The 26,743-nt window shown below is 42.5% G+C and carries 25 protein-coding genes; 2 read left to right on the forward strand and 23 right to left on the reverse strand.

What is annotated here, in order from left to right; genetic code table 11:
- Positions 1 to 28: 28 nt before the first annotated feature.
- From A8805_RS02675 to mutS, 4 genes are all read right to left on the reverse strand, one after another.
- The gene (locus tag A8805_RS02675) at positions 29 to 1,333 is read right to left on the reverse strand and encodes an aminotransferase class I/II-fold pyridoxal phosphate-dependent enzyme (RefSeq protein ID WP_109708806.1); all 1,305 of its coding nucleotides are present in this window, start codon (positions 1,331 to 1,333) and stop codon (positions 29 to 31) included.
- 134 nt (positions 1,334 to 1,467) lie between these two features.
- On the reverse strand, positions 1,468 to 2,439 hold the full coding sequence (gene miaA, locus A8805_RS02680; RefSeq protein WP_109708649.1) for a tRNA (adenosine(37)-N6)-dimethylallyltransferase MiaA: 972 nt from the start codon (positions 2,437 to 2,439) through the stop codon (positions 1,468 to 1,470).
- On the reverse strand, positions 2,440 to 4,446 hold the full coding sequence (mutL, locus tag A8805_RS02685; protein ID WP_109708650.1) for a DNA mismatch repair endonuclease MutL: 2,007 nt from the start codon (positions 4,444 to 4,446) through the stop codon (positions 2,440 to 2,442).
- A gap of 158 nt (positions 4,447 to 4,604) precedes the next feature.
- Positions 4,605 to 7,256, reverse strand: a complete 2,652-nt coding sequence (mutS, locus tag A8805_RS02690; protein WP_330405701.1) for a DNA mismatch repair protein MutS — start codon at positions 7,254 to 7,256, stop codon at positions 4,605 to 4,607.
- 385 nt (positions 7,257 to 7,641) lie between these two features.
- On the opposite strand from mutS, the gene A8805_RS02695 reads away from it, so the two are divergent.
- Complete coding sequence (locus tag A8805_RS02695) at positions 7,642 to 8,418, forward strand: SDR family NAD(P)-dependent oxidoreductase (RefSeq protein ID WP_109708651.1); 777 nt, start codon at positions 7,642 to 7,644, stop codon at positions 8,416 to 8,418.
- A gap of 145 nt (positions 8,419 to 8,563) precedes the next feature.
- Here A8805_RS02695 and A8805_RS02700 read toward each other — a convergent pair whose 3' ends face one another.
- From A8805_RS02700 to A8805_RS02745, 10 genes are all read right to left on the reverse strand, one after another.
- A complete protein-coding gene (locus tag A8805_RS02700) occupies positions 8,564 to 8,980 on the reverse strand; it encodes a putative ABC transporter permease (protein WP_109708652.1) in 417 nt (138 codons plus the stop codon).
- 67 nt (positions 8,981 to 9,047) lie between these two features.
- A complete protein-coding gene (miaB, locus tag A8805_RS02705; RefSeq protein WP_420319462.1) occupies positions 9,048 to 10,478 on the reverse strand; it encodes a tRNA (N6-isopentenyl adenosine(37)-C2)-methylthiotransferase MiaB in 1,431 nt (476 codons plus the stop codon).
- A gap of 215 nt (positions 10,479 to 10,693) precedes the next feature.
- The gene (locus tag A8805_RS02710; RefSeq protein ID WP_109708653.1) at positions 10,694 to 12,262 is read right to left on the reverse strand and encodes a nitrite/sulfite reductase; all 1,569 of its coding nucleotides are present in this window, start codon (positions 12,260 to 12,262) and stop codon (positions 10,694 to 10,696) included.
- 234 nt (positions 12,263 to 12,496) lie between these two features.
- Positions 12,497 to 13,000: a Gx transporter family protein gene (locus A8805_RS02715; protein ID WP_109708654.1), complete on the reverse strand. Its 504-nt coding sequence runs from the start codon at positions 12,998 to 13,000 to the stop codon at positions 12,497 to 12,499.
- A gap of 12 nt (positions 13,001 to 13,012) precedes the next feature.
- Positions 13,013 to 13,381: a NusG domain II-containing protein gene (locus A8805_RS02720; protein ID WP_242992233.1), complete on the reverse strand. Its 369-nt coding sequence runs from the start codon at positions 13,379 to 13,381 to the stop codon at positions 13,013 to 13,015.
- On the reverse strand, positions 13,365 to 14,432 hold the full coding sequence (locus A8805_RS02725) for an FAD:protein FMN transferase (protein ID WP_242992235.1): 1,068 nt from the start codon (positions 14,430 to 14,432) through the stop codon (positions 13,365 to 13,367). Before A8805_RS02725 ends, A8805_RS02720 begins: the two co-directional genes overlap by 17 nt.
- A 172-nt stretch (positions 14,433 to 14,604) precedes the next feature.
- Positions 14,605 to 15,669 (reverse strand): hypothetical protein, encoded by a 1,065-nt coding sequence (locus A8805_RS02730; RefSeq protein WP_109708656.1) that lies wholly within the window; start codon positions 15,667 to 15,669, stop codon positions 14,605 to 14,607.
- Between the two features lie 109 nt (positions 15,670 to 15,778).
- On the reverse strand, positions 15,779 to 16,687 hold the full coding sequence (locus A8805_RS02735; RefSeq protein WP_109708657.1) for a UbiA family prenyltransferase: 909 nt from the start codon (positions 16,685 to 16,687) through the stop codon (positions 15,779 to 15,781).
- Between the two features lie 17 nt (positions 16,688 to 16,704).
- On the reverse strand, positions 16,705 to 17,661 hold the full coding sequence (locus A8805_RS02740; protein WP_242992237.1) for a polyprenyl synthetase family protein: 957 nt from the start codon (positions 17,659 to 17,661) through the stop codon (positions 16,705 to 16,707).
- A 19-nt stretch (positions 17,662 to 17,680) separates the two neighbouring features.
- Complete coding sequence (locus A8805_RS02745) at positions 17,681 to 19,705, reverse strand: NAD(P)/FAD-dependent oxidoreductase (protein WP_109708659.1); 2,025 nt, start codon at positions 19,703 to 19,705, stop codon at positions 17,681 to 17,683.
- Between the two features lie 367 nt (positions 19,706 to 20,072).
- Here A8805_RS02745 and A8805_RS02750 point away from each other — a divergent pair, with 367 nt between their 5' ends.
- A complete protein-coding gene (locus A8805_RS02750) occupies positions 20,073 to 20,453 on the forward strand; it encodes a winged helix-turn-helix transcriptional regulator (RefSeq protein ID WP_242992238.1) in 381 nt (126 codons plus the stop codon).
- Between the two features lie 20 nt (positions 20,454 to 20,473).
- Here the strand turns inward: A8805_RS02750 and A8805_RS02755 are convergent, their stop codons facing one another.
- The 9 genes from A8805_RS02755 to A8805_RS02795 form a co-directional block, all read right to left on the reverse strand.
- Positions 20,474 to 20,656: a DUF4250 domain-containing protein gene (locus A8805_RS02755; protein WP_109708661.1), complete on the reverse strand. Its 183-nt coding sequence runs from the start codon at positions 20,654 to 20,656 to the stop codon at positions 20,474 to 20,476.
- Entirely contained in the window at positions 20,650 to 21,186 is a 537-nt protein-coding gene (locus tag A8805_RS02760; RefSeq protein ID WP_207657667.1) for a 5-formyltetrahydrofolate cyclo-ligase, read from the reverse strand. The genes A8805_RS02755 and A8805_RS02760 overlap by 7 nt, the downstream gene beginning before the upstream one ends.
- Positions 21,187 to 21,193: 7 nt before the next feature.
- Complete coding sequence (locus A8805_RS02765; protein ID WP_109708663.1) at positions 21,194 to 21,415, reverse strand: DUF896 domain-containing protein; 222 nt, start codon at positions 21,413 to 21,415, stop codon at positions 21,194 to 21,196.
- Positions 21,416 to 21,425: 10 nt separating this feature from the next.
- Positions 21,426 to 21,785: a hypothetical protein gene (locus A8805_RS02770; protein ID WP_109708664.1), complete on the reverse strand. Its 360-nt coding sequence runs from the start codon at positions 21,783 to 21,785 to the stop codon at positions 21,426 to 21,428.
- A gap of 85 nt (positions 21,786 to 21,870) precedes the next feature.
- Positions 21,871 to 23,541 (reverse strand): putative polysaccharide biosynthesis protein, encoded by a 1,671-nt coding sequence (locus tag A8805_RS02775; RefSeq protein WP_109708665.1) that lies wholly within the window; start codon positions 23,539 to 23,541, stop codon positions 21,871 to 21,873.
- Positions 23,542 to 23,562: 21 nt separating this feature from the next.
- Positions 23,563 to 24,060: an rRNA maturation RNase YbeY gene (ybeY, locus tag A8805_RS02780; protein ID WP_109708666.1), complete on the reverse strand. Its 498-nt coding sequence runs from the start codon at positions 24,058 to 24,060 to the stop codon at positions 23,563 to 23,565.
- Positions 24,057 to 25,076, reverse strand: a complete 1,020-nt coding sequence (locus A8805_RS02785; RefSeq protein WP_109708667.1) for a PhoH family protein — start codon at positions 25,074 to 25,076, stop codon at positions 24,057 to 24,059. The genes ybeY and A8805_RS02785 overlap by 4 nt, the downstream gene beginning before the upstream one ends.
- Positions 25,051 to 26,316 (reverse strand): sporulation protein YqfD, encoded by a 1,266-nt coding sequence (locus A8805_RS02790; protein WP_181392716.1) that lies wholly within the window; start codon positions 26,314 to 26,316, stop codon positions 25,051 to 25,053. Before A8805_RS02790 ends, A8805_RS02785 begins: the two co-directional genes overlap by 26 nt.
- Before the next feature lie 12 nt (positions 26,317 to 26,328).
- Complete coding sequence (locus tag A8805_RS02795; RefSeq protein ID WP_109708668.1) at positions 26,329 to 26,613, reverse strand: YabP/YqfC family sporulation protein; 285 nt, start codon at positions 26,611 to 26,613, stop codon at positions 26,329 to 26,331.
- Positions 26,614 to 26,743 lie beyond the last annotated feature (130 nt).

Raw genomic sequence — 26,743 nt, forward strand, 5'->3', positions numbered from 1 at the left:
TTCGAACACTTCGTAAAATTTCCCCAGACTAATGCCGGATTATTGCTTCCAGAGAAATAACCCCGGCATCTATCAGGCTCTGTAATGATTTCAGAATTCCCAGCTTGGCATGGGGCCAGGTCAGCCCTCCCTGAAAATATACGGCATAAGGCGGCTTTATGGGACCATCTGCACTCAGCTCAATAGAAGACCCCTGCACAAAAGCCCCCGCCGCCATAATAACGTCGCTGTCATAACCTGGCATAGCCCAGGGTTCCGGGCTTACATAACTGTCCACCGGAGCGGCAGACTGGATTCCCCTGCAAAATGCAACCACTCCCTCAGGAGTTCCCAGCTCCACAGCCTGGATAATATCGTGGCGGCTTTCTTTACCGTTTGGAATCACGCCAAAGCCTAATCTTTCATAAATATTAGCAGCAAATACAGCGCCCTTTACTGCACTGCATACAACTGTGGGAGACAGAAAAAAACCTTGGTAAAAGGACTGCATCACTCCCAGCGAAGCTCCTACTTCTTTCCCCAGTCCGGGGGACGTCAGCCTGTAGGCACAGTTTTCTATTAGGTCCTCCCGCCCTGCGATATAACCTCCAATGGGAGCCAGGCCGCCCCCCGGATTCTTAATCAATGAACCTACAACCAGGTCTGCACCTACATCACTTGGCTCCGCTGTTTCCACAAATTCACCGTAACAGTTATCTACCATGCAGATGATATCTGGTTTTATCCCTTTGATAAAAGAAATCAGTTCCCCTATTTTCCCCACGGAGTAGCTGGGACGGGTCTGGTATCCTTTAGAACGCTGAATTGTGACAAGCTTTGTCCTGTCATGTATTGCCTTGCGGATAGCAGGATAATCAAAATCTCCGTCCTCTAAAAGCTCCACCTGCCGATATGTAATGCCATACTCGGCCAGAGATCCCTTGGATTCCCGGATGCCAATAACCTCTTCCAGTGTATCATAAGGTTTTCCTACAGGAGACATCAGCTCATCACCGGGACGTAAGTTTGCAGCCAGTGCAAGGGCAAGAGCATGGGTTCCGCAGGTAATCTGGGGACGCACTAAAGCAGCTTCCGTGTGGAAGGTACTGGAATAGACAGCCTCCAGGGTATCCCGCCCCTGGTCATTATAGCCATAGCCGCTGGCATATTGGAAACAAGCTTCGCTGACACGGTTTTCTTGCATGGCGTGAAGCACCTTTAGCTGGTTAAATTCCGCAATTTTCTCAAATTCCCGAAAACGGGGAGTAAGTTCCTCTTCTATTTTCTGTCCGAACAGGCAGACTTCTTTTCCGATTCCTAATTTTTCATACATCTGATTCATTTCAAAACTCATTTTCTCCTCCTCATGGAAGTATTTCATTACCGTTCACTCCTGACTTATCACTACGCTGACAGGTCAGGCCCAACAACGTAAAACGACCCGTGAGCCTGACCCTCGCCGAAGGCGAATTTAATGGGCAAACGGTATTACTGTTTACAGGCCGCCTGTGAACAGTGACGTATTTCTCTCTTTTCCAGTTCCTCCTGCATCTTTTTCAGCAGTCTGGCCCCGTCATAATCAAATTCCTTTTTATTCAGCCAAATGACATCCCGCTCCCGCTTAAACCATGTAATCTGACGCTTTGCAAAATGGCGGGTATCCCGCTTTATCGTATAGACGGCTTCCTCCAGGCTGATTTCCCCGTCTAAATATGCAAGTATTTCTTTGTATCCAAGGCCCTGCATCGAAACCATATCCCGGGTACAGCCATGTTTCTTCAGCCAGCGTACTTCTTCCACAAGTCCCTCTTCTATCATCTGGTCCACACGGCGGTCAATTTTCTCATAAAGATTGGCCCTTTCGTCACACAGCACAAAATACGCAAAACAGTAAGGAGATTCCTTCTGGCTCTCCTGCTCGTTATGCTCTGATATCTTTTTCCCTGTCTGTTTGTAAAATTCCAATGCCCGTATGACACGTTTGCTGTTATTTTCGTGGATAGCTTCTGCTGATTTTATATCCACCGCTTTCAACATTTCATGAAGATACGCCGCACCTTTCTCCTGTGCAAGTCTCTCCAAAGTTTCCCTGTATTCCGTATCACTTTCATTGTGTGTAAAATCAATATCATAAAGAAGTGCCTGGATATAAAACCCAGTGCCTCCCACAATAATGGGAATCCGCCCTCTTTCATAAATTCCCTGCATCGCCTCTTTTGCCATTTTCTGAAAGCGTACTACATGAAATTCTTCCTCAGGCTCCAGAACATCTACGAGATGATGACAAACCCCTTCCATCTGCTCAGGACCGATTTTGTCAGAGCCAATGTCCATGTGCTTGTAAATCTGCATGGAATCAGCAGAAATAATCTCGCCCCCCACCAGCTTTGCAAGGCCGATAGAGGCCTGCGTCTTTCCGGCAGCAGTAGGCCCTGTTAAAATAATCAATGGCTTTTTCATTTATACAATCCTCTTAAACTTTTTTTCCAATTCCCGTTTTGTCATGGAGATAATGGTGGGTCTGCCATGAGGACAGTGATAAGGGTTTTCCAATACAAGCAGCTCTCCAATCAAGGTATCCACCTCTTTGGCAGAAAGCCTGTTGTTGCCCTTAACGGCAGCCTTACAAGACATGGAAGCCACCTTTTCATCAATCAGCTCCGAAGTCATGGAAGTTGTTAATCCGTCAGCCAGCCCGTCCAGCATTTCCATTAGCAGCTCCTTTTTTGCGATGCTGAAAAGATTATCCGGTACTGCACGGACTGCGTATTCATCGCCGCCAAAAGGCTCTATCTCAAAACCAATTTTCTGAAACCGTTCCATATGCTCCTTTAAAAGCTCCGCTTCCTGCATGGACAGACTTAAAATGACAGGAGGGCTTAAATATTGAGAAGTAAATTCCCGGTCCTTCATCTCTCTTAGCGTTCTTTCATATAAAACCCTTTCATGGGCAGCGTGTTGGTCAATGATGTAGAGGCTGTCATGAAATTCCACAAGCCAGTACGTATCAAACACCTGGCCAATAAGCTTGTAATCTGCCTTCACAGGCCTTTTCAGCAGCTTTTCCTCAAAGAAGTCCATCTGCTTTGTCTGTGCATTCCCAAAGTCATAATTTCCCGTTTCCCGGAGGACTTTCCCTGTACTTACAGGTTTTTCTGCCCGAGAGCTCTCCTCCGCACGCCTGCTTTCCGCTGCCTTCTGAATTTTCTCCCTCTGCACATCCGCCCGGTATACCTGCCCGGTATCCGATACTTCAGCAGAGGAACCCCGGTTATGATAGGATAAAACCCTCTCCCTCATTTTTTTGAGGAAATACTCTTCATCTTTTTTCTCTTCCGTTTTTTCCTCTTCCAGTTTTTTCTCTTCCGGCTGTGGGGTGCTCTCCGCTGCTTTTGTCCTTGGCTTCAAAAGGAAAGGACTGCCCGGTGTCTCTTCCTTTGGTTTCGGGGGATCGGGAACCTCCACTACTGGGATAAGCTCCGGCTCCAACAGCGTTCTATGCACACCTTCATATACAGTGCTGTAAACCTGCTGCTGGTTTTGAAAGCGCAACTCCATCTTGGTTGGATGGACATTCACATCTATATCTTCTCCACTTATATGGAAATGTAATACAAGAAATGGAAATTTATGCTGCATCACAAAATCCCGGTAAGCATCCTCGATTGCTTTAGAAAGCATAGCACTTTTTACATACCTTCCATTTACAAAAAAGTTCTCAAAATTGCGGTTTCCCCTGCTGACAGCAGGCCGTCCCAAATACCCGGTCATTCTAAGGCCGTCCTTCTCATAATCCATAGCAATCAAATTTGCTGCAGCTTCTCTTCCATAAATACTGTAAATAACATCTTTTAATTTTCCATTTCCCGCTGTTCTTAACTTCTCCTGTCCGTTATTAATAAACTGGAATGAAATCTCAGGATGGGAAAGGGCCAGACGCATCAAAAGGTCCTGTATGTGTCCTGCTTCTGTTGTTGGTGTTTTCAAAAATTTTCTCCTGGCAGGAACATTATAGAAAAGCTGACGGATGAGAAAGGTGGTTCCATCAGGAGCACCTGTATCTTCCAATAACTGTTCTATTCCTCCCTCTATGACATAGCGGGTCCCAAAAGTCTCTTCCCTTGTTTTTGTAATCATCTCTGTCTTTGTAACAGCGGCAATACTGGAAAGAGCCTCCCCTCTGAATCCCAGTGATGCAATGTTCGGCAAATCCTCCACACTGCGGATTTTACTGGTAGAGTGCCTGAGAAATGCATTGGGGACATCCGGCCTTGAAATGCCATCTCCGTTGTCTGTAATACGGATGAAAGAAATTCCCCCATCCTGGATTTCCACTACTACCGCAGTAGCCCCTGCATCAATTGCATTTTCTGCCAGCTCCTTCACAATAGAAGCCGGACGTTCAATAACCTCTCCGGCTGCAATTTTATCAATTGTAATCTGATCCAACACTTGAATATGCGGCATAACTTTCTCCTCTGCTTGCGCAACTTTATCAAAAGGGTCTGTCCCTTTTCATTGGGGTCTGTCCCTTTTCATTAGGGTCTGACCCTTTTGAGCCAATAAGTCAGAATATTCTGAATACGGAGAGCAAAAGGGACTGTCCCCTTTTTTCTCTCTCCTCTTTACCAGCGGTTTTTCAGTTTGTTCTGTAGTCTGTATACTATATTCAATGCATCAATGGGCGTCAGGTTCCCAACATCGATATTTTTCAGTTCTTCCAGAACATCATCATCTTTGACTGTATCAAACAGTGACATCTGTGCAATGTCAACTTCATCATATTTTTTAGTTTTTGCCCGTCTTCTTGTCTCATGTTCTCTGGCGGCAATCTCACTGACTCTTGTTGTAATATCCTCGTTACTTAATTCTTCCACAATCTCTTTTGCCCGGTCAATTACAGTATCGGGAACTCCGGCCAGCTTTGCCACCTGGATTCCGTAACTCTTATCTGCACCGCCCTTAACTATCTTGCGTAAGAATACAATGTCCTCCCCTTTTTCTTTGACCGCGATGCAATAATTGTTTACGTTTTCTATCTTGCCTTCCAGTTCGGTCAATTCATGATAGTGGGTTGCAAATAGGGTTTTGGCTCCAAGCAGATGGGAGTCTGAGATATACTCCACCACTGCCCAGGCAATGGAGAGGCCGTCAAAGGTACTGGTTCCCCGGCCTATTTCATCCAGGATCAGAAGACTTCGGCTTGTAGCATTGCGCAGGATATTAGCAACCTCTGTCATTTCCACCATAAAGGTACTCTGCCCAGATGCCAGGTCATCTGATGCCCCGACTCTGGTAAAAATCCTGTCCACAAGTCCGATATCGGCGCTGGATGCGGGGACAAAAGAGCCAAGCTGTGCCATCAGGACAATCAGGGCAGCCTGTCTCATATAAGTAGACTTTCCTGCCATATTCGGTCCTGTGATAATGGAAATCCGCTGCTTCTTATCATCTAAATATGTATCGTTTGAAATAAACATATCATTGGGAATCATTCTCTCCACTACCGGATGGCGCCCGTCTTTGATATGGATAATACCCTTTTCATTGATGTTTGGCCGGACATAATTGCTGCGTTCCGCCACCAGAGCAAGAGATGTAAATACATCCAGTTCAGCCACGGCCTTGGCTGTCTTTTGAATGCGCTCCACTTCCCCGGCTATCCGATTTCTTACTGCACTGTATAATTCGTACTCCAGTGCATACAGCTTATCCTCAGCACCTAAAATTGTATCCTCCAGCTCTTTTAATTCCGGTGTAATATAACGCTCTGCATTTGCCAGCGTCTGTTTTCTGGAGTAGTAGTCCGGAACCATGTTTTTGTATGAGTTGGTGACTTCCAGGTAATAGCCAAATACTTTGTTATATTTTATCTTAAGGTTCTTGATTCCTGTCTTTTCCCGTTCCTCTTCCTCTAATTTAGCCAGCCAGTCCTTTCCGTCTGATTTTGCATGGCGCAGGGCATCGGCTTCTTCATTATACCCATCCCTGATAATTCCGCCTTCTTTCATGGCAAGAGGCGGATCGTCTATGATTGCCTCTTTAATCAGGGTACACAGCTCCTCCAGCGTGTCCATATCCTCACGGATTCCAGCCAGCAGAGGCGATTTCATCTCTTCCAGAATATAATGGATTGGCGGAAGCATTTCAAGAGAACTTCGGAAGGCTGTCAAATCTCTCGGGTTTGCCGAGCCATAGGTAATTCTTGTAATCAGACGTTCCATATCATAGATTGGAGCCATGTATTCCCGGATTTCTTCCCGGCTGATTGCCTCATTCTTTAACTCTTCCACGGCATCCAGGCGTTTTTGAATTTCTGCCTTTTCTATCAGAGGCTGCTCCACATATTTTCGCAGAGTTCTTGCTCCCATTGCAGTTTTGGTTTTATCCAACACCCAAAGCAGAGAACCTCTCTTCTGCTTCTCCCTCAAAGTTTCTGTAAGCTCCAGGTTTCTCCGGGTGGAGCTGTCCAGCATCATATATTTTCCTGTGACATAAGGGGTAATGTGGGTCAGATGAGAAAGATTATTTTTCTGAGTTTCTAACAGATACTGCAGTAGTGCACCTGCGCTGATAATTCCGCAGTCATAATCTCCCAGCCCCAGACCGGCAAAGGAAGAAACATGAAAATGCTCCAACAATTTTTTCCTGCAGATTGCATCATCAAAATACCAGGAATCCAGTGAATAAACAGCAATACCCAGCCTGTTCCTCAAATCATCCAAATCCATGCCGCTCATATAAAAGGATTCATTACAAATAATCTCAGACGGCATAAATTTATAAAGCTCATCTATCAGTTTTGCACTGTCCGGCAATTCAGTCACAAAATAATCTCCGGTAGTTACGTCTGCAATAGACAGCCCATACCTGTCTGCTATGTAAACAATACACATCAGATAATTGTTCTTGGTCTCATCCAAAGCCTGTGCTGCCAGATTGGTTCCCGGGGTGACAATACGTACCACGTCCCGCTTCACCAGTCCTTTTGTCTGTTTTGGGTCTTCCATCTGCTCACAGATAGCAACTTTATATCCTTTTGACACTAATTTGTTTAAATAATTATCCACCGCATGGTAAGGGACACCGCACATAGGGGCACGCTCCTCAAGCCCGCAGCTCTTACCTGTCAGTGTAATTTCCAGTTCTCTTGAGGCTGTCACCGCATCCTCAAAAAACATTTCATAAAAGTCGCCTAATCTATAAAATAAAATACAGTCCGGATACTGAGATTTCGTATCCATATATTGCTGCATCATGGGGGTTAATTCTGCCACGTCTTTCTTCCTTTCTTCTTATGCATCTTAGGCTTGGTCTTTTCAGGCCTTAGCCGAAAAGTACATCCTGCCGACTTACTTATACTACTTAGTGAAACATTGAACACTTGGTGAGGTCTTTTCGAACTTAGTGTGAAAGTTCACCAATGGTGTGCTCTTTCGAACTTAGCAGCATGATTGTTTCCTTAGTGACATGGATGTTTCCTCGCTATATCTTTTAGGGTCTAATAACAGGATGTCACGGTATAGTATATCATTTTTTAAAAAGTTATGAAAGGGATTTTTAAATTTGTCCGCCCTTAAGATGACAACTGTAGACGTTTTATAAAGTTAGGTGTAGAATGGACACAACAACTATAAAAGCAAAAAGAAAGGATGTAGGAAAATGAATGATTTTTTTGATTTGACAGGAAAAGTAGCAGTCATAACGGGTGCAAGTTCAGGCTTGGGGGCAGACGCGGCACTTGCCTATGCGAATGCAGGGGCGGATGTGGCATTACTTGCAAGACGTGTGGAAAAATTGGACGCTGTAAAGGCTGAAATTGAAAAAACAGGCAGAAAAGCGGTGGTGGCAGCTTGTGATGTCACAAATGAGGAAAGTGTAAAAGCAGCGATTGATAAAGTTCTGAATGATTTAGGACACATTGATATTCTGCTGAATAATGCCGGAATTGCGGTTAGGGGCGGCGTAGACAGTATGACAGTGGAAGACTGGGATAAGTCCTTTGACACAAATGTAAAAGGTATTTTTTTAGCAAGCAAGTATGTGATTCCTCACATGAAAGACAGGGAATATGGAAAAATTGTCAATATTGCATCTATTAACGCAGTTATAGCTGATAAATCGGACGTATTCATCAGGCATTCCTATAATTCTTCTAAGGCTGCAGTTGTGGGCCTGACAAGAGGTATGGCCGCTTCCTACGCAAGATACGGTATTACGGTAAATGCCATTGGGCCGGCACTCTTTGAAAGTGAAATGACAAGCCAGACTTTATTCAAATCTGAAGAGTTTTTAAAGAGCTATAATTATGCAAATCCCGCAGGGCGTCCAGGCAGCCGCGGAGAGCTTAACGGAACAATTCTTTACCTCTCCAGTGATGCCTCCAGTTATGTACAGGGACAGTTTATTATTGTTGACGGGGGAAGCGCTCTTGTATAAATATTGATCTAATCCTAAAAAGGTTGATAAAAGCAGTGTAAATATTGGCTTTTATCAACCTTTTTATTTTTTCTGGAAGACAGCTCTCCTTCTCTCAGAGAAAGCTGTCCATTTTTAAGACTAAAATAAAGGAGCCTGATCGGACTTACAGCACATGGAACTGTGGCTTCACCTCTCCATACAGCCAGTACAACAAATATCCGGTCATGAAAATCCCCAGGGCACACATGCCAGAAAATAGAATTGCAAAGGGTGCACAAATCTGTCCAAAAAGATGGAAGACCTGGTCCGAATAATCCCATACATTCCAGCCCATCCATTTATTCACAATGATTCCTGTGATAAATTCTCCTGCAGTCACAAACAATGCACAGCGGATTACCTGAAGCCATAGTGGATCTGCCCATTTCATCCAGAGACCCTGCTGTGCAAAAAACACCATGCACACCCCGCCCAAAGCAAACATAGACCAGTGAGAGAATCCTCTGAATACCATCTCAAATGTATAATAAATTGAACCGCCCAGTGTCCAAAGAAATAAATATTCACTCAATTTCTTCACAGAAAAACGCCCTCCTATATATACTGATATATAGTTTGGACGTTTTTATATGAAATATGATTGGAATTTATTTCTTAACCATTTCTCCAATGTAATAAAAGCCTTTGCATTCTTTTAACTCTACATCAATGATTTTTCCGATCAGGCTTTCATCTCCCGGAAAATGAACCAGAAGATTGTTGCTCATTCTTCCGGTCATGAGTGAACCATCATGGTCATTTACCCCCTCCACCAATACACCCTGGACGGTATTTGCGTAAACACTGCATACTTCACTGGATATCTTCTGTACTTCTGAGAGAAGGCGGTTAAACCTGTCCTTCACCACGGCTTCGGGAGTTTGTTCTTCCATCGCTGCTGCGGGAGTTCCGGTCCGCTTAGAATAAATGAAGGTAAATGCGCTGTCATAACGCACTTTCCTGACCACATCCAGAGTTTCCAGGAAATCCTCTTCTGTCTCCCCGGGAAATCCTACGATAATATCTGTAGTCAGGGAAATATCTGGTACAGCTGCACGTATTTTATCCACCAGCCCTAAGTAATGTTCCTTAGTATATCTGCGGTTCATCTGATCCAGAATACGGGTGCTGCCCGACTGAAAAGGCAGGTGCAGATGTTTGCATATCTTTTTAGAGTTCCCCATTACTTCAATCAGCTCGTCAGACAAGTCTTTTGGATGAGATGTCATAAAACGAATTCTCTCAAGTCCTTCAATTTTCTCAATCTCCTGCAGAAGTTCTGCAAAACTCATAGGAACATCCAACGTTTTCCCATAAGAGTTTACATTTTGCCCCAACAGCATAATCTCCACTACACCGTCAGATACCAGTTCTTCAATCTCCCTGATGATATCCTTTGGGCTGCGGCTTCTCTCTCTTCCCCGTACATAAGGAACAATACAATAACTGCAAAAATTATTGCAGCCAAACATAATATTTACTCCTGATTTAAAGGAAAATTTCCTTTCACTGGGAAGGTCCTCCACAATTTTGTCTGTGTCCTTCCAAATATCAATTACCATACGCTCAGATTCCATGCGGGTTACGATGAGCTCTGCAAACTTATAAATATTATGGGTTCCGAAAATCAAGTCTACAAACCGGTAACTTTTTTTCAGCTTCTCCACAACCGCTGTCTCCTGCATCATACAGCCGCAGAGACCTACCAGCATGTGGGGATTCTGCCTTTTCACACGGTTCAGTTGTCCAATTCTTCCATAAACTCTCTGATTCGCATTTTCCCGGACTGTGCAGGTGTTGTAGATGACAAAATCTGCTTTTTCCTCATCCGCTTCTTCCTGATAGCCAATCTGCTCTAAAATACCGGTCAGCTTTTCAGAATCTCTTGCATTCATCTGACAGCCAAAAGTGGTAACGCAAAAAGTCAGAGGACGCCCTGCCTCCCGGACTTTCTCTGCCACATACTCTCTCGCTTTGGCAATAAAATAATATTGTCTCTGGGGTTCTTCAGCCGGTGCAGGTTTTGTAATATCTATCATTTCCAGAATTTTTTCAAATTCTTCATTCTTTGTTCTGTCAATCATTATATATGGTCCTTTCTTTTGAATACGCTTATACATTATACTTCATAAATCTTGTTTTTTCAACGAAAACAAGATTTACACAGCATCGAAGAATAGAAAATTTGGAGAAATCTTCTACTTATATGAAAAAGAGATTGATACGTATTTTGCATCAATCTCTCAGTGTGAATTCAAATTACATATTTTGCAAGAATTTTTATCAGCTGCTCCTCATGATGCAGCAGATACTCTCTAAATTCCAATCCTCTGCCCTTTAATTCCAAAGCTAATTCATATAAAAAAGCTGGAATTCTGTCAGCCGGCAAATCGCCATAGTTTTTGGCCAGGCAAGTCTGTTCCTCCCCGACTTTTCCTCCCATGTATAGGCTATATACATCTACTGCCACATCCTGGACTCGTTTTTTCTTCCCTTGAAATCCAATTTCATTTACCTGGTGCCTGGAGCATGAATTGACACAGCCGGATATATGAAGAGCTGGCAGGATGTCTTCTTTAAGGTTTTGATCTTCAAGATAAGAAATTATTTCGTTTAGCAGCTTTTGGCTGTTTTGAATTCCGATTTGACAAGTCGGAACGCCAATACAGCAGATGCTTTGACGAAGTCTGGTCGTTTGATTTATTTCTTTAGTGATGTCCAATAAATCTTTGACTTGCCCTGCTGTCAAGTTTCGAATATACATACTTTCTTCCATGGATAGCCGCACCTGAACCTGAGGACTCTTTTTCAGATAAGATACAATATCATTTAAAATTCTTGTATCCAGTAAGCCGCCCTGAGGATGCACTACAAAAGAAAAATACCCCTCTTGCTTCTGAGCGATGATATTTCTCCCTTCCAGCCTTTCATATGGCAGCTTCTTAAGCTTCAACTGAGAGTCTCCCTTACATTCAGTTTCTAAAACCTCCGACTCCTTTACTTTTTCAAGAACCTTTTTATAAGCCTTTAGGAATTGTTCTTTACCCATTCGTTTTACTATAAATCTCATACGGGCTTTTGCTTTGTTTTCAAAATCCCCTTCTGCCACAAACAAACGAAGGGCAGCTTCTACATGATACAATATATCTTTTGGTTCTGCCAATGCTTCATAAGGCAGTGCAATATCCCCATTAGCTCCTAAACTGCCGCCTAGATATATTTGAAAATATTCTTTCCCATCCCGATGGACAGCTAAAAACCCCAGATCAGCAATCGTGGCGTTGGCGGTGTCTTTTGAGTTATTGGAAAATGCAACTTTAAACTTTCTAGGCAATTTATAGCTGCTCATTCTGGATACAAAGTATTCATTCACCATAATGGCATAGGGGGTCACATCAAACCCTTCCTCTTCTACGCCCGAAAGTGGAGATAGGGATACATTTCTTGGATAATTTCCACCGCCTCCACGTGTGAACAAATTATGTTCTAAGCTTTTACTCATGATTCCTATGACATCATCGAAGGCCAAATTATGTAACTGCACTGCCTGACGTGTAGTCAGGTGGATACTAGGTAAGGAATAGTCGTTGCAAAAATCTCGGATCAATTCTAGCGTTTCAAGCGGCATTACGCCGGATAATATCCTAAGGCGAATCATAAATTTTTCTCCGCCCCTCTGGGCATATACGCCCATTCCCCCTGACACACCTTTAAACTCACCACTTGTTATTTTTCCGCTTACAAATTGATGTCCTATTTCTTGAAAATGACTAATTTCGTTCCTGTAGATTTCTTTTAGACGCTCTATGTTTTCTACAACCATTCTATCTCCTTTTCTGATTCATTGGATATGTTCTGTACAATCCTCAAAACGCATTATGCTTATATGTTTAATATATTATATTAATCATAGCCTTCTTTGTCAATATGCTTTATAGGTTTATATTTGCAATATTATCCATAGACATGCAAAAAGGACGGTTGGAGCTTCTATTTTAATGAGGCCTTTATGACCCGAGCCCACAACCACCCTTTACAAGGACAAAGCAATTTAGGTTTAATTCTTCGTAAAATCAATCTTTTTTATATTGTTTATAATCAATGCTCCTACGATTCCAATTGCGGCACCTGTAACAAGACCTGAAATAATTAAAAAAGGAAGATAATATACAATGACACTGTTGTTTACTACCCACATAGCAACCAGAATCTGCCCTGTATTATGACCGATTCCTCCCAGAATGCTCACGCCCGTTATAGAAAATTTTTTCCATTTTTTTGCAGCCGCCATGAGCAGCCAGCTAAGCAGTCCGCCTCCAAAGCTAAACAACATTGTGGAGAAATTTCCGAAGGTAAGGCCCACCAAAACAATCCTGACCATGGACAGCACAAATGCTTGTTTTGGCCCCATTAAAAATAAAGCGGTAACTACAACTAAATTAGCAAGTCCCAGCTTAATTCCCGGGACCGGCACGGGAACTGGTATGATGCTTTCTATGTAACTTAAAATAAATGCCAATGCAATCAGCATTCCATAGGTTGCTACATTTCTGGTTTTCATGGGTACTCCTTATTAATTAGCCATAATATCGATGTCATTTTCTTTCCCGCCGCGAATCTCTACCGTCACTTTATTGGGAAGACATACAATGGATTCACGGTTGTAATGTATAGCTCTATGCTTCACGCAAATCTTATCAGGGCAGTTAGCTTCTCTCATCCTGACCTCTCCATCTTTGATTTCCAGCACATTGTAATGTCCGGACTCCTCTTCAATAGACAGAGTCGTATCCTTATCAAGGGGCAATGTTTTATACACTTTTCCATCTACGGTCACTACAACCTCACCGCCCTCTTTCTTTGTTAAGGTAATAAAAAGTACGGCTGCAAGAGCAAGAATAAGAATTATTCCGGCAAGTATCAAATCATTTTTCTTTATCATAATTACACCATTTTTCAAAGCCACTGCTGTATTTCATAGTATGATCCGAAAATACCCACAGTGTTTCTACTCCATCCAGTCCTTCCACCATCTTGCTTCCTTCCTCATAAGGTATATTAAACACTGCCGTAGAAAGGGCATCCGCCATGCCTGAGTCTTCACATATGATGGATACAGAAAGAAAATATTCTGCCGGCATCAATGTTTCCGGGTCAATAATATGATGGTACTGCTTTCCGTCCACAGTATAATAACGCTCATAGACACCGCTGGTTACAAGTGAATATCCTGACAGACCCAAATTATAAAGGGACTTTTGGTCACTGGACAAATCCGGATTTTGAATTCCCACAGTCCAGGGAACTTTCTTACCCTTCTCATCGTATTTGTTTCCAAATGTTTTTACATTACCTCCTACGGACACCATCCCATCCTTAAGGCCCTCTTTCTGTATGAACTGTGCCACTTTTTCTACTGCATAGCCCTTCGCTATAGCCCCCACATCCAGACTCATTTCAGGGTCCTGCAAATAAACAGTGGATGCCTCTTCGTCAATAACCATATGCTCTATATCGATATGCTGATTCCGTGCCTCTAGTTCTTCATAAGCCGGAAGGGTTGCCTTCTCCGGGTCATCTAAACCTGCTGTCCGGTGATCATGCCATAGAGAAAGCACCGCCCCGAAGGCGATATTTACCTTTCCGTCTGTCTCTTCGTACATTTCTCTGGAAAAAGAAAGGAGGTCTATGATTTTCTTATCCACTTTCACAGCCTTTATTCCTGCATTATCATTGATTGTTTTGATATTATTGATACCATCATAATCGTTGTAAATATCAAAAAGCTTATTATATACTTCTAGCTCATCATAAACCTTTTGGCTGTATTTTGCAAACTCATCCTCGCTTTTTGCATATCCCACAATTACACTTGCCGTATCAAACAGCTCTAGGAAACTGGCCTCATAGCGTTTTTCAGTAGTTGCCGAACAAGCCGGCAGCATCAATACTATCAGAACACCCAATAAAAATGCTGTTGTTTTTCTTCCCATCTTCATGCCTCATCTACCTCTAATAAAAGTTAGTCTAAAACCTTATCATATGAAACGGGATGCACTATTTTCCCACGGGCAGCCGCCAAACGGACATGCAAGCATGTCCCCTGGCACTCTGCTTTCTTGGAAATAATGCATCCCCCGAAATTCATTTCCTGCGTACTTACTACTATTTCGCGTTCGTTGCAGCCTTTTCAACTACGGTTATAAATGGTGACACATGTACAGTTACAGAGGAAATCAGATCGGCGTCTGAAGCCAGACCTTCTTCGTTTACAGCGATTCCGCTAACCTCAGAAGCTGTTTTCCCTGTTACATATCCAGAAAAAGCATCTGCCTGCTCAAACCACTCTTTTCCAATAGAGGAAGCCTTCTTCATACCATAATCATCGCCCAGTTCCTGTTTTGTTGCAACTGCTGCTGTCAAATCAGAAGTAATAACTCCTTTTGTATCAAAGTTCACTTCACCCTGAGATGCATCTACGTAGCAGCTCGTAATTTTACCATCTCCATCTGTAGTTACAACAGAATACATAGAATATGCCTGTGCCAGACCTTCTTCCTCAGCAGTTGCATCTGTAGATTTTGACATTTCAGTAGTAACGCCTAAACCAAGTTTATCTGTGCTTGCTGCCCCTAAATCCTTTGCATTTGCTACGGCTTTCTCAACTGCAGCAATAAAGTCGCCAACGTGGATAGTTACGGAAGCTGTCAAATCTTCTTCTGTAGCCAATCCCTCTTCATTTACAGCGATTCCTTTTACTTCATCTACTGTTTTCCCTACTACATATTCAGCAAAAGCATCTGCCTGCTCGTTCCATTCTTTACCGATAGAAGAAGCTTTTCCCATACCATAATCAGTTCCCAGCTCTTGTTTTGATTCAAATGTGGTTGCCTTATCAGTCAAAAGCTTCCCTTCTGCTGAAAAGTTAATTTTTGTCTGAGCTGCATCGATTTTGCAATCCAGAATTTTACCATCGCCATCAACAAGTACAGCTACGATTGTAGAATCTACCTGTGCCAGTCCGTCTTCTTCACCTGCCGGTGTTGACTTTGCAATTGATGTAGTTACTGAAAGTCCAGTCTTTGCAGCGTCTGCACTGGTATCTTCCGTCTTTGTGTCTTCCGTCTTTGCAGTGTCTGTCTTTGTGTCTTCTGTTTTCTTACCTCCACATGCAGTAAGTGCTCCTGCTGCTAAAGTTACACAGAGTAATAAAGCTACTAGTTTTTTCATAAAAATACCTCCATTTTACGCCGTTAATACGGCTATTTCTTTATTTCAATCCGGTTTTCCGGACGAATAACATATCATACTTATTGAACTGCTAATGTTCAATAAGATATCAGATTCTGTCAAGAATCACGGCTAAAAAGATAGCCAGGGTGTTACCACCCATAATAAGAATAAAATTTATAATGCTGAGATTAAACGTGGTACTCTTTTCCTGCTTTTTCCAAAAGGCACGGATATTTTTTTGTACCAGTATGATGGTAAACAGTGAAAGCAGAGCCACCGGAGGAAGAACCCCAAATATTACCATCAAAATCATAGAAATATACGTCAAATAATAAAGCCCCGCAAACAGAAGAAGTGCTTTCTTCCCGATATAATAGGGCAGGGTATGCCGCTTTACCGCAATATCTTTTTCCAAATCACAAATATTGTTGGCCAGCATAATATTTGCTGTTACCGCAAAAGGCGTAATGGAAAAAAGAATCAGTGTCAGTAATGGAATGACATGTACCGACAAGGATACAGTTTCCCAACTCAGTCCGTAGGTCAAAAAAGTTCCTTTGGGTGAATTGATATACATTAGTATAAACGGGATTATCACTCCATAAAAGAATCCGGATATCACTTCTCCAAGTGGCATTCTGGAAATCGGCAGAGGACCATATGTGTAAAACACCCCGAAAAGGAAACAGATTCCCCCGGTAACCAAGACTACCAAATCAGTTAAATAGGCAAGATAAAGGCCTGCAGCAGTGCTGATTCCAAACAAAACGTAAATAATCAAAAGTGCCTGCTTTCTTCCAAAGGCAAGAACCTGACCGTTATCTTTAGAGTCAATATAATTGTTAATCGCGGTAGTTGTCAGGTCGAAGAAAAACATTCCTGCAAAAAACACCAGTGTCTTTCCCCAATATATCTCCTGTCTCTGATATAAAAGAAAGCCTATGGTCAGAAGAAACGTAAACGTACTTGTAATCTTCGTTTTAATCTCTGTATAATCAAAAAATTTTGCAAGCAATCTATCTGTTCCTCCCCCTATAGTTCCACTTTCATTCCGGTTGCCTTCTTTACGATTGCGGCCACTCTATCCCGTTTTTCTTCTGTCACATCCAGCTTGTTTATATAGCGCTCCGCTTTTTTATAATACCGGCCGATAACCTGCTTCGTGTAATCCAGGCCTCCGGCTTTTTCTACTGCCTGATTGATATCTGCTCTTGCTATACCATCGTCAATTGCTTTCTTTTTAAAATCTGGCAGCCGCTCTAAAGCATGAATCAAAGGAAGGGTGATGACCCCTTGCTCATAATCCGACTGAACCGGCTTTTTGGCCTGTTCTATTGTTTTATCAAAGTCCAGACAGTCATCCTGCAGCTGAAAAATCAAACCCGCATAATTTCCAATCTTTCTGTATTTCTTAACCTCTGCGGGAGAATAGCCACCTAAAATAGCTCCTGTCAGGAAAGATGCCTCAAAAAGAGCTGCTGTCTTTCCCGATATGATTTTAATATATTCAAAAACTGTCAGATTTAAATTTTTATTGTTTATATGCTGTAACAGTTCTCCCAGACATAGCCTGCTTATATAATCAGGCAAATCTATATCCGCATACTCTTTCCGGTTTGGGATGGCTGCAGCCATTTTCAGAGCAAGACTCAAAAGATAATCTCCGCAAATAACCGCAGTCCGCTTCCCATATTTTTTCTGAAGGGTTTCTTTTCCTCTTCTCAAATCCGCATTATCAATGACATCATCATGAACCAGAGATGCCAGATGAATGATTTCAATTGCCGCCGCCCCGTATACTGCATCGGGATTTATCTTTCCTTCACTGTCCTGTGCACAAATCAGTACGGAGACTGCACGAATCATTTTCCCCTGTGATACGGATAAATGAGTTAAATATTCGTTGATTATGCGGGGAGAACTTGTAAGAGCCTTTCGAATTTCTTCCTTTACAAGCTCATAGGACTCCTCGTATGTTAATTTCTCCATTGCATCCCTCATATCTTTTCTAGTCCTGATACAGATACAGTTTCCGGATCAGAGGCAGCTTTCTCCACCATTTCTTTAAAGCCGGCATCGCATAGTAATCAAGACCAATTGTTCTTCCTGCTCCTATCAATACCGCAATACCCGCAAAAATCATCCAGAAGGTTCCCAGATATAATCCTGTGGTGCATACGAACATGAACTGCAAAACCAGGGATACCGCCGCTGCCGGAGAAGTAAAGAGTCCTCCCATCAGCGCAAGCCCGATTAAAATTTCCGCAATAACGATGAAAACCTGCATTGCTATCTGTACCCCGTCATGAGGAAGAATCGCTTTATCTACAAACCAGTTCATAAGGGGAACATCCAGCCTGAAAGCAAGATCGCTCAAAGTTGAAGATGCAAGGTCCGCTCCGCTGACAAATACCATTTTGAAAAGCCCTAAAATATTCCAATTAAAAATCACGTGTCCCACGGAAGCTGCCGTATCTGCCGCTGCTCCTGCCGCACCTGTAGCTGAACTCACCGCATCTGCCGCCGCTGCTGCATTCGATGCCGCCGTAGTTGCTGTGCTTACCGCATCCGCTGCGCCGCCGCCAGCATTCAGTATACTGTCATACCATGCTTGAGCGCCGCCAAAAAATCCCTGCAGCTTCGGCTCACTGAGCCACCCTTCCACAATCTTCATAATTCCTTCAAATAACCACACTGCACCCAGCCAGAAACGCAGTGGAACGAGAAGGAAGCTGGGGGTTCTGTTAGAAAAATGTCCGCCAACAAAGCTTCTGCAATCGCGTACAGTAAAAAATTCATGCTTTATGTAGCTGAATATTTTATTCCAGCCCAGTACCTGAATGAAGTAAATAATATTGATAAAGTGCTTAGCAAACATAGCAAGGAAGGAGGGCAGACTGAAAAAATGTCCCGGAAGTCCCACATGGGCTGTTCCATAACGGCCTCCGATACAAACCATTACCCCATGGAAAGCAGGTTTATACTCTTCCATCTCACCTTTTCCAGTTAAAACACTGATAATATTATGAGCCGCAACATCAGCACTCTGCTCACAGTTTTCTACCATCTGAGGAACAGATACTTCCGCTCCCTCAGGAACATAGTACATATTATCTCCAATGACATATACAGACTCATCCTTTGTAGAACGAAGATACTTATCCACCGGAATGCGTCCGCCTCTTTGTTTTTCTAAAGCATCGGCTGCAGCTGCCGCAATGTCACTGCTCTGGATTCCTGCACCCCAGATTACCGTTCCTATGCTTCTTGTTTCCTCTTTTCCATTACACTTTAACGTAATAGAATTCTCTGTAACATGGGTTACGCTGGCATTCATATAAAGCTGTACACCCATTTTATTCAATCTTTTCGCAACTTTTGCGGATAATTTTTCTGGAAGGTTTGGAATCGGTCTGCTCAAACCATCCACATTTACCATGGTCACTTCACTTCTGTCAATTTCAAACTTTTCGCAGAGAATTGGCACATATTCTGCAAGTTCACCAATCATTTCCACTCCGGTAAAACCTGCACCTATTACATAAAATGTGAGCATTCTTTTCCGTTCTTCGGCATTTTTTTCAACAGCCGCTTTGCGGAATGTATTTAAAATATGGTCCTTCAGCAAAATAGCATCTTCATAAGACCAAAGCTTGAAGGTATATTCCTCTACACCTGGAACACCATAAAATGTAGGTTTGGAACCGGATGCTATTACCAGATAATCATATTCATAAGATGCTTCTTCGCCTTTTACTACCTTCGCTTCAAAATCTACTTCTGTTACAGTGTCCAGCTTCACATTTACTTTTCTGCCTGCAAACACCTTGCTTAAACTAATTTTAATGCTGTCCTCGTCTACTCTTCCTGCAGCAACTTCATGCAGCTCTGTCAGCATTGTATGGAAGGGCTTTTTATCAATGATCGTAATTTCAACCTCTCCCTGTTTTTTCTGCTTTTTAATTTTTTTAGCAATTTTTTTTGCCGTAAGGATGCCGGCATAGCCCGCCCCTATAATCACTACTCTCTTCATTGTATTTTCTCCTTGGCTTACCTTAAATTGATATTAGAATTTTCTCTCATCCATTAAAAATAATGGCAAATCAAATAGGTTTCAACACGAAACGTCGTTAGTTTTTTAACGATTAAGTGTTGCAAAAACCCCCTATTTCTTATATAATAATCAAAGTCACCACCCATTTATATTAAAGGATGTTTTTTATATTTACAAGTAGGTACTTTAAAGTTCTTAAGTATCCTTTAGGATACCCTTTACACTGGAAATCATACGTTTACGCATACTAGACAGACTACTACGATGGCATATCCAATTATTGGAAAATTAGAAAGGTATAGAAATACTCATGGAAACAAATACAAACCAACACGAGAATTGCTTTATGAGAGAAACTTGCAGACAGGACGATTTATGTCCCATGGTTTTGGCATATAAACTGCTTTCCGGAAAATGGAAGATTATGATTTTATGGTTTTTAAGTGATAGAGTCTTGCGCTATAATGAAATTTCAAAACGCATGCCTGATGTTACTCAGAAAATGCTTACAAAACAACTGCGTAGTCTGGAGGAGGACCACTTGATTACCCGGCGCGTATACCCTACCGTTCCTCCTAAAGTAGAATATGAAATTACAGAAATAGGGAGGCAGATTGTACCAATTATGGAAATGATGCACAAATTTGGTGCTGCTTACATAGATAACTTTCGGGATGAGCTAAGTAAACACAAAAATACGACGGAAAATCCTGAAATTTGTAATTAAGGAAAGCTGTATCAGCAAATTTATATAAACTGGTTTCTTGCAGCATTATATTCATAATCTATTGTTTTCAGCTTCTCTGTCAGCTCTTCTTGGGATATTTCCATATCCTCACACAGTTCGTCCAATGTTTTATAATAGTCCCTGAGCCTGGTGTTGATTACGCTCAGTAAAATAACCGGGTCACCCGGAAGTCTTGTCAGCATATATAATTCTCCTCTTCTGTTATTATAATTTCCGGTCGTATATCATGTCCGCCAGCCGGAATAGATTTCAGGCACTGCATCCCATAGGCAAGGGCAATTCTCCGGTAATCAGGATGTACACTTAAATAAGAGTCATAAAATCCCTTCCCGTACCCAATCCTGTTGCACTGTATATCAAATGCAACCCCTGGCATGATAACCAAAACATCTTTTCCGCAAGCTTTTATCTTTGCAGGCGGCTCCATAATTCCATAATATCCTTCCTGCAGTTCTTCCATACTATCTATGTAGTAAAACTCCATTTTCATTTTTGTCCCATTATTCACAATGATCTTAGGAACTGCTACCTTTTTTCCCATTTTCAGGGAATAAGAAATCAGCCCCCCGGTAGATACTTCTTCTCCAAAGGAAACATAACAATAAATTTCCCCGGCATGTCTGTACAGCGGATGGCTGATTACCTTCTTAAAAATAGTATTACTCCAGGTCTGCCTCACTTCAGGCGTGAGCGCAGCCCTGTCTCTTCTCATCTTTAATCTAATGTCCTTCTTTGTTTCCATATTTTTCACCAAGGTTTACAATTGTTCCGTCCTTCTCCTGAATATCAATTCTGTCAAGCTGCCCCCGCAGATTACGCCTGAAAGAATCAATGTATTCCTGACGCAGTACCTTCTGCTCCTTCTTTTCAGATTCTGTCAACCCCTCAGCTTTTGATTTTCTGTACAATTCATTAATTCTCTTAATCTTTTGTTCGTTCATTTTTCTCTCCCTAACTGGAATAATTCTCTAAAAATCCGTATACCTTTGCCTCTGTCTCAATGTATTTCCCATCTTCGACTTCCTGCCGCACATCCTCAGGCAGGTTTGCCACCGGGATATTGGTGACTTCATAAATCGTTGTTTTATCATATAAATAAACGATAACATATCCATGAAGCTCACAGATATAATACCCTTCATTTTTTGTTGCACTTCCTTTTGTTGTTATACTTTCGGTTGTCTGTTCTGGTTCTGCTTTTGCCTCCTGCCTGTCCAACATATACCGGTAACTCAGCTGATATCCAATACCTAATATGGAAACCAGCAGAAAAACACCTGCAAAAAGGCCAACCCAGTATTTCGTCTTCATAAGGATCAACTCCTTTTTTCATACAGTATTGGCTTTTTTACCGGCTTTATACCATTTTATAAAAATTTGTCCATAGAATGGGCTATTACTGTCTTGGAAGCAGGTGCAGCTTCCTGCATAACCGCAGTATTTTTGCTCCCCGAGGTAAATCACGGATATCTTCTATGGAAAGCACTCCCAGTTTCAATACGCTTACTCCATAGACAATAACTGCAACTAATATGGCAACCATTGTAGCAAAAAAGCGTCCGCCGATTAAAATATCCAGTACCAGATGCACCGCATAGGTGACAACTCCCATAATAACTGCCGCCAGCAATGGTTTCACAAAAGTCTTTTCTACCTCCTGCCTGTAGCCGCTTGCTTTATGGATCGCCCGCATATTCAAAAAGCACATACACAGTGCGAACACAATATTACTTCCCACCAGGGCATAAATATTCCACTTAAAAACAATCAGCATAATCAATAAGGCTACGATATGTATTACCAGCGAAATGGCTGCATTTTTTGCAGGTGTTGACATCCTGTCCAACCCCTGAAGAATTGAATTGGAAACAGTAGACAGGCAGTACAGCACTAGGGTAATTGATCCAAGGGCCAGCATGGCAGCTGGAGTACGGCTGGGGTCATTAAATAAAAGCACCATAAGAGGGGAAGCAAGTACCACAAAGCCTACAAAGCAGGGAATCGCAATCAGCATAGTGAACCGAAGGGACTGGCTGATTTTTTCGTAAACCTGCGGCCTGTTGTTCGTTGCCACTGCATTAGTCATACTTGGAATGACAGAAGCCGCAAGCCCGTTTGCCATTGCAAGAGGAACATTTATAAGTGTATTATACTTGCCGGAATAAATTCCCAGGAGCGCCATATATTTTTCCTCGGCAAATCCCTGAGCCGCCATAATTTTATTGAAGATGGTCATATCCAGTAATTGATTGATATTATAAATCGCAGTACTAAAAATCACAGGAATAATAGTCAGTATCAAAATCTTGAGTATCCGGCTGTAGTCTTCCTGGCGCCTTGTCTTGTCCGTACGAATCTGCCGGTGTATAACCCCCCGGTACACGTAAAAAGCAAAGACCAGAAAGAAAAGCCCAAAGAGTGCTCCCATAATTGTACCAAGAGTTGCCCCCGCTGCTCCGTAAGCGGGACCTAGTAATTCATTATTCTGCTTTTCAGCAGCCTTCATCCCGATTTTAAAAAGTATGCCCGCTCCGAGCAGGCTGACCACTGCATTAATAATCTGTTCAATAACCTGGGATACTGCAGTAGGAACCATCGTGCCCAGCCCCTGAAAATACCCCCGCAGTACACCAAGAATAGAAACAATAAAGAGCCCAGGAGCCAAAACCTTCAGTGCATAAGCACTTAGTGGCGATTCCATTATATGAACCGAAATTAGATCTGCCCCGAAAAAAATAATAAGTGCAAAAAAAGCACCGATTACCACTGAAAACACCAAAGAGCAAAGAAATACCCTAAAAGCGTTCCGGCGCTGCTTCATTGCCATTCTAGCCGAAACCAGTTTAGATACGGCAGTAGGTAGACTCAGGGAAGAAAGAATCAATGCCAGGGCATAAACTTCAAAAGCATATCCGTAAAACCCATTCCCTTCATCCCCTAAAATATTTGTCAGTGGGATTCTGTATACAACCCCGATGATTTTCGTAATCACACCGGCAATTGCCAAAATTGCCCCCTGCACCAGAAAATCATCTTTTCTTCTTTTTTGCTTATGTGACTCGGCCATATGTCTCCTCCGTCTATTCAGTTACCGCAATATCTGAATGTTTTCTAAAATATCGTTCTGCTTTTTTTCCATAGTAAGGCGCTGTTCCTCCTCCATATGGTCATATCCAAATAAATGCAGCATACTATGTGCAATAAGAAAAGCATATTCCCGCCTCGGAGCGTGTCCATAGGCCTCTGCCTGGGAAAGAACCTTATCCTTGGAAATAACAATATCCCCCAACATAAGTTCCCCTGATTCAGGATTAAAGGCACCTTGGGGATTCTCCTCCAGCGGAGAAAAATCTCCGGGGGTCTCATATTCCAGCATGGGAAAAGAAAGCACATCCGTTACTTTATCAATTTGGCGGAACATATGGTTCATTTCCTGGATATCCTCATCTGTGGTGAGCAGCAGGTTAATTTCTGCCTCATAAGGACAGCCCTCATATTCAAGAGCAGCCGTGATAACAAGTTCTGCTGTCTCTTCGGTATCAAAGGGTAAGGTTACATCCCCTTCTTCTTCCATGTATAGACTCATGATCTTCTCCTCTTATTGTTCTTTCTCGGTTTATAGCCTGATTTATTTTCCGGCCCCGTTCCTTTTTTCTCATAATCCTCGTAGGCTTTTACAATTTTCTGCACAAGCGGATGCCGCACAACGTCCTTGCTTGTTAGTGTACAGAGGCTGATATCCTCAATGTTTTTTACCACGTTCACCGCTACGTCCAGTCCCGATGCAGCACCGGGCGGCAGGTCTTTCTGAGTGGAATCTCCTGTAATGACTACTTTTGAGCCAAATCCAATACGGGTCAAAAACATCTTCATTTGTGCAGGAGTTGTATTCTGGGCCTCATCCAGTATGATAAAGGCATTGTCCAGGGTACGGCCTCTCATATAGGCAAGAGGAGCCACTTCAATCAATCCCTTTTCAGAATTCTTCAAAAAACTTTCTGCCCCCATAATCTGGTATAGTGCATCATACAAAGGCCGCAGATAAGGATCAATTTTACTCTGCAGGTCTCCCGGAAGGAACCCTAACTTCTCCCCGGCTTCAATGGCAGGCCGGGTCAGAATAATGCGGCTGACCTCATTCCGCTTGAAGGCCGTAATTGCCATTGCCATTGCCAGATAGGTCTTTCCGGTTCCGGCCGGACCCAGTCCAAACGTAACCATCCCGCTTCGTATGGCATCCACATAGCGCTTCTGCCCCAAAGTCTTTGGTTTAATCGGTTTTCCCTGAAGCGTATGGCAAATCAGATCCCGGTCAATTTCTATAAGTCCCGCCTCCTGGTCCTCAAGCACAAGAGAAATCGCATAATCCACATTCTGCTCCGTAATCCCATTTCCGCGGCGTGAAAGCTCGGTAAGCTGTTCCAAAACCCTCTTCACCTTTTCGGCAGCGGAGCCTTCTCCTAAAATCTTTGTTTCCCCATCTCTTGCAATCAGTGTGACGTGGAAGGTGCGTTCTAACTTTTTTGCATATGCATCAAACTGGCCGAAGACATTCTTCTCATGCCCGGCCGGTATATCAATCATCAGTTCTGACAGACTCATCCTGTTCGTTCCTTTCAATTTCAATGATTTCTGTATTAGCTTCCTCAGTTATACTCTCGTTTAGAAAAAGTTCCCCCACAGCAGTAGCTGCATTTTGGTCTATGTGTATTTTAACACTATTTTCCTTAATTTGAATACCTTTTTCCTGTAACTTTTTGGAAAATTGCTCGAAGTTTTCGCTCAATTCCTTCTGGAGTTCCTCTTTTGTATGTGTCTTCTCCTTTGAATCGTAAGATTTCACAACTTTCCTTCCATAAGATATAGGAAGATAAAAACTTTCGCCCAGCTTCAACTGGTGCTCACTGGTATGCAGTTCCCACTCTTTATAGGTGTTTTTCAAAGTCCCCGCAGATAAAAGCCAGGACCCTATTTTAACATAATATAGGTTTTTTTGGGACTTTTCATAATATTTCTTTTTATATTTTGTACTAATTGTGTCCTCATAATGCATTTGGGTATCTGCAAATATATCTGCATCTGATTTCTGGTACTGATAACCAACCACTTCCAGACTGTCACTGACTACTTCAACCCTGCCTGATACCAGAACATCTCCTTTAGACACTGTATCGCCTACATGGACCTGGGGAACACCAGATCTGGTAATAATACTGGTGATGACTCCGTCTTTGGCAGCAATCAAATCTGTGGGCTGTTTTGTCTCTTCCTGATTTCCGCCAGTATCTTCCTTCTCCCGGAAGGTATCTTCATTTTCCTTTATCTGAATGCGGAGCCTGCTTCCGTCTATGGAGGCAGACACCCAGACAATATCATCATACTCCTTTCGGATGTCTTTTACAATCTGTGCACAGTCCACCTTACTTTTTAACATATGGGGTGAAACCTCTTTCGTTTCCAGAAACTCCAGAAGTGTCTCGTTGGTCCATTTCTCATTGCCTTCAAAATGGATATCCCAGATAAAGCTGGAATATAGATAAAGCAGCCCCAAACAGAGAAGAAGACTCAGAAAAAAGAGCTTCCTTTTTCTGTATTTATATACAAAAAAAGGAAGGCCAACTCTCAAGATAAGCACAATTCTTGTATGTGTCTTCCTGACAATCGGCCTCAGTTTTCGAAATCCTTTCAGGCTCATATACATCTCATATGCATTACCGCAAGGTGTAAGTCCCCATATATAAATTTGATGATAGCTGCACAAGTTCAGAAACCGTTCCGGGGAGTAGCCCTCCACGCGGATTTTCACATAACCATGCATATACCGAATAATTGACTGAATCACAGTTTCCTTACCTCACTTACAATATTCTAGTGATACTATCCTGCCTGTTATCTTCATTTCATCATTGGTATAATATTCTATCTGCAAATGCTTTCCCTGCAGTTTAATCTGATATCCTTTCGTCTGTACACGAATCAATATATCGGTGTATTCTATGATGCCCCGGTAATTTTCAATACAGACTTCCCCCGCTCCGATAATCGTTACGACGGCTGCGCCCAGGACAACATCCTTAGGCATACTTGCAGCAGATGCAAGCCTTTCCTTTAATCTTTCATTTTCCTTTTCTTTGCCCATATAGAAATGCCACGCATACGCCCTTTATTTGTAGTATATGTGCAGCATTTTTGTCTTATTCTTAAGTTGCTCCAACTCATTTACTTCTCGCAGAGAGACTCTTCAGTCTGGAGATTGTATCATACATATG

It is taken from the genome of Faecalicatena contorta (assembly GCF_003149105.1).
GTDB classification, from domain to species: Bacteria; Bacillota; Clostridia; order Lachnospirales; family Lachnospiraceae; genus Muricomes; species Muricomes contortus_C.

Bases quoted from the DNA above. Each gene is read 5' to 3' on its own strand.
- A8805_RS02765 (WP_109708663.1), bottom strand. From the start codon at position 21,415: ATGAACGAACAAAAGATTAAGAGAATTAATGAATTGTACAGAAAATCA.
- A8805_RS02730 (WP_109708656.1), bottom strand. From the start codon at position 15,669: ATGAAAAAACTAGTAGCTTTATTACTCTGTGTAACTTTAGCAGCAGGA.
- A8805_RS02710 (WP_109708653.1), bottom strand. From the start codon at position 12,262: ATGGTTGTAGAAAACATAGAGCGTCTAAAAGAAATCTACAGGAACGAA.
- A8805_RS02675 (WP_109708806.1), bottom strand. From the start codon at position 1,333: ATGAGTTTTGAAATGAATCAGATGTATGAAAAATTAGGAATCGGAAAA.
- A8805_RS02695 (WP_109708651.1), top strand. From the start codon at position 7,642: ATGAATGATTTTTTTGATTTGACAGGAAAAGTAGCAGTCATAACGGGT.
- A8805_RS02795 (WP_109708668.1), bottom strand. From the start codon at position 26,613: ATGGGCAAAGAAAAGGAAAATGAAAGATTAAAGGAAAGGCTTGCATCT.
- miaB (WP_420319462.1), bottom strand. From the start codon at position 10,478: ATGATAGATATTACAAAACCTGCACCGGCTGAAGAACCCCAGAGACAA.
- A8805_RS02715 (WP_109708654.1), bottom strand. From the start codon at position 13,000: ATGAAAACCAGAAATGTAGCAACCTATGGAATGCTGATTGCATTGGCA.
- A8805_RS02720 (WP_242992233.1), bottom strand. From the start codon at position 13,381: ATGATAAAGAAAAATGATTTGATACTTGCCGGAATAATTCTTATTCTT.
- A8805_RS02740 (WP_242992237.1), bottom strand. From the start codon at position 17,661: ATGGAGAAATTAACATACGAGGAGTCCTATGAGCTTGTAAAGGAAGAA.
- ybeY (WP_109708666.1), bottom strand. From the start codon at position 24,060: ATGAGTCTATACATGGAAGAAGAAGGGGATGTAACCTTACCCTTTGAT.
- A8805_RS02760 (WP_207657667.1), bottom strand. From the start codon at position 21,186: ATGAGAAGAGACAGGGCTGCGCTCACGCCTGAAGTGAGGCAGACCTGG.
- A8805_RS02745 (WP_109708659.1), bottom strand. From the start codon at position 19,705: ATGAAGAGAGTAGTGATTATAGGGGCGGGCTATGCCGGCATCCTTACG.
- A8805_RS02785 (WP_109708667.1), bottom strand. From the start codon at position 25,076: ATGAGTCTGTCAGAACTGATGATTGATATACCGGCCGGGCATGAGAAG.
- mutL (WP_109708650.1), bottom strand. From the start codon at position 4,446: ATGCCGCATATTCAAGTGTTGGATCAGATTACAATTGATAAAATTGCA.
- A8805_RS02775 (WP_109708665.1), bottom strand. From the start codon at position 23,541: ATGGCCGAGTCACATAAGCAAAAAAGAAGAAAAGATGATTTTCTGGTG.
- A8805_RS02750 (WP_242992238.1), top strand. From the start codon at position 20,073: ATGAGAGAAACTTGCAGACAGGACGATTTATGTCCCATGGTTTTGGCA.
- miaA (WP_109708649.1), bottom strand. From the start codon at position 2,439: ATGAAAAAGCCATTGATTATTTTAACAGGGCCTACTGCTGCCGGAAAG.
- A8805_RS02725 (WP_242992235.1), bottom strand. From the start codon at position 14,432: ATGGGAAGAAAAACAACAGCATTTTTATTGGGTGTTCTGATAGTATTG.
- A8805_RS02755 (WP_109708661.1), bottom strand. From the start codon at position 20,656: ATGCTGACAAGACTTCCGGGTGACCCGGTTATTTTACTGAGCGTAATC.
- A8805_RS02770 (WP_109708664.1), bottom strand. From the start codon at position 21,785: ATGAAGACGAAATACTGGGTTGGCCTTTTTGCAGGTGTTTTTCTGCTG.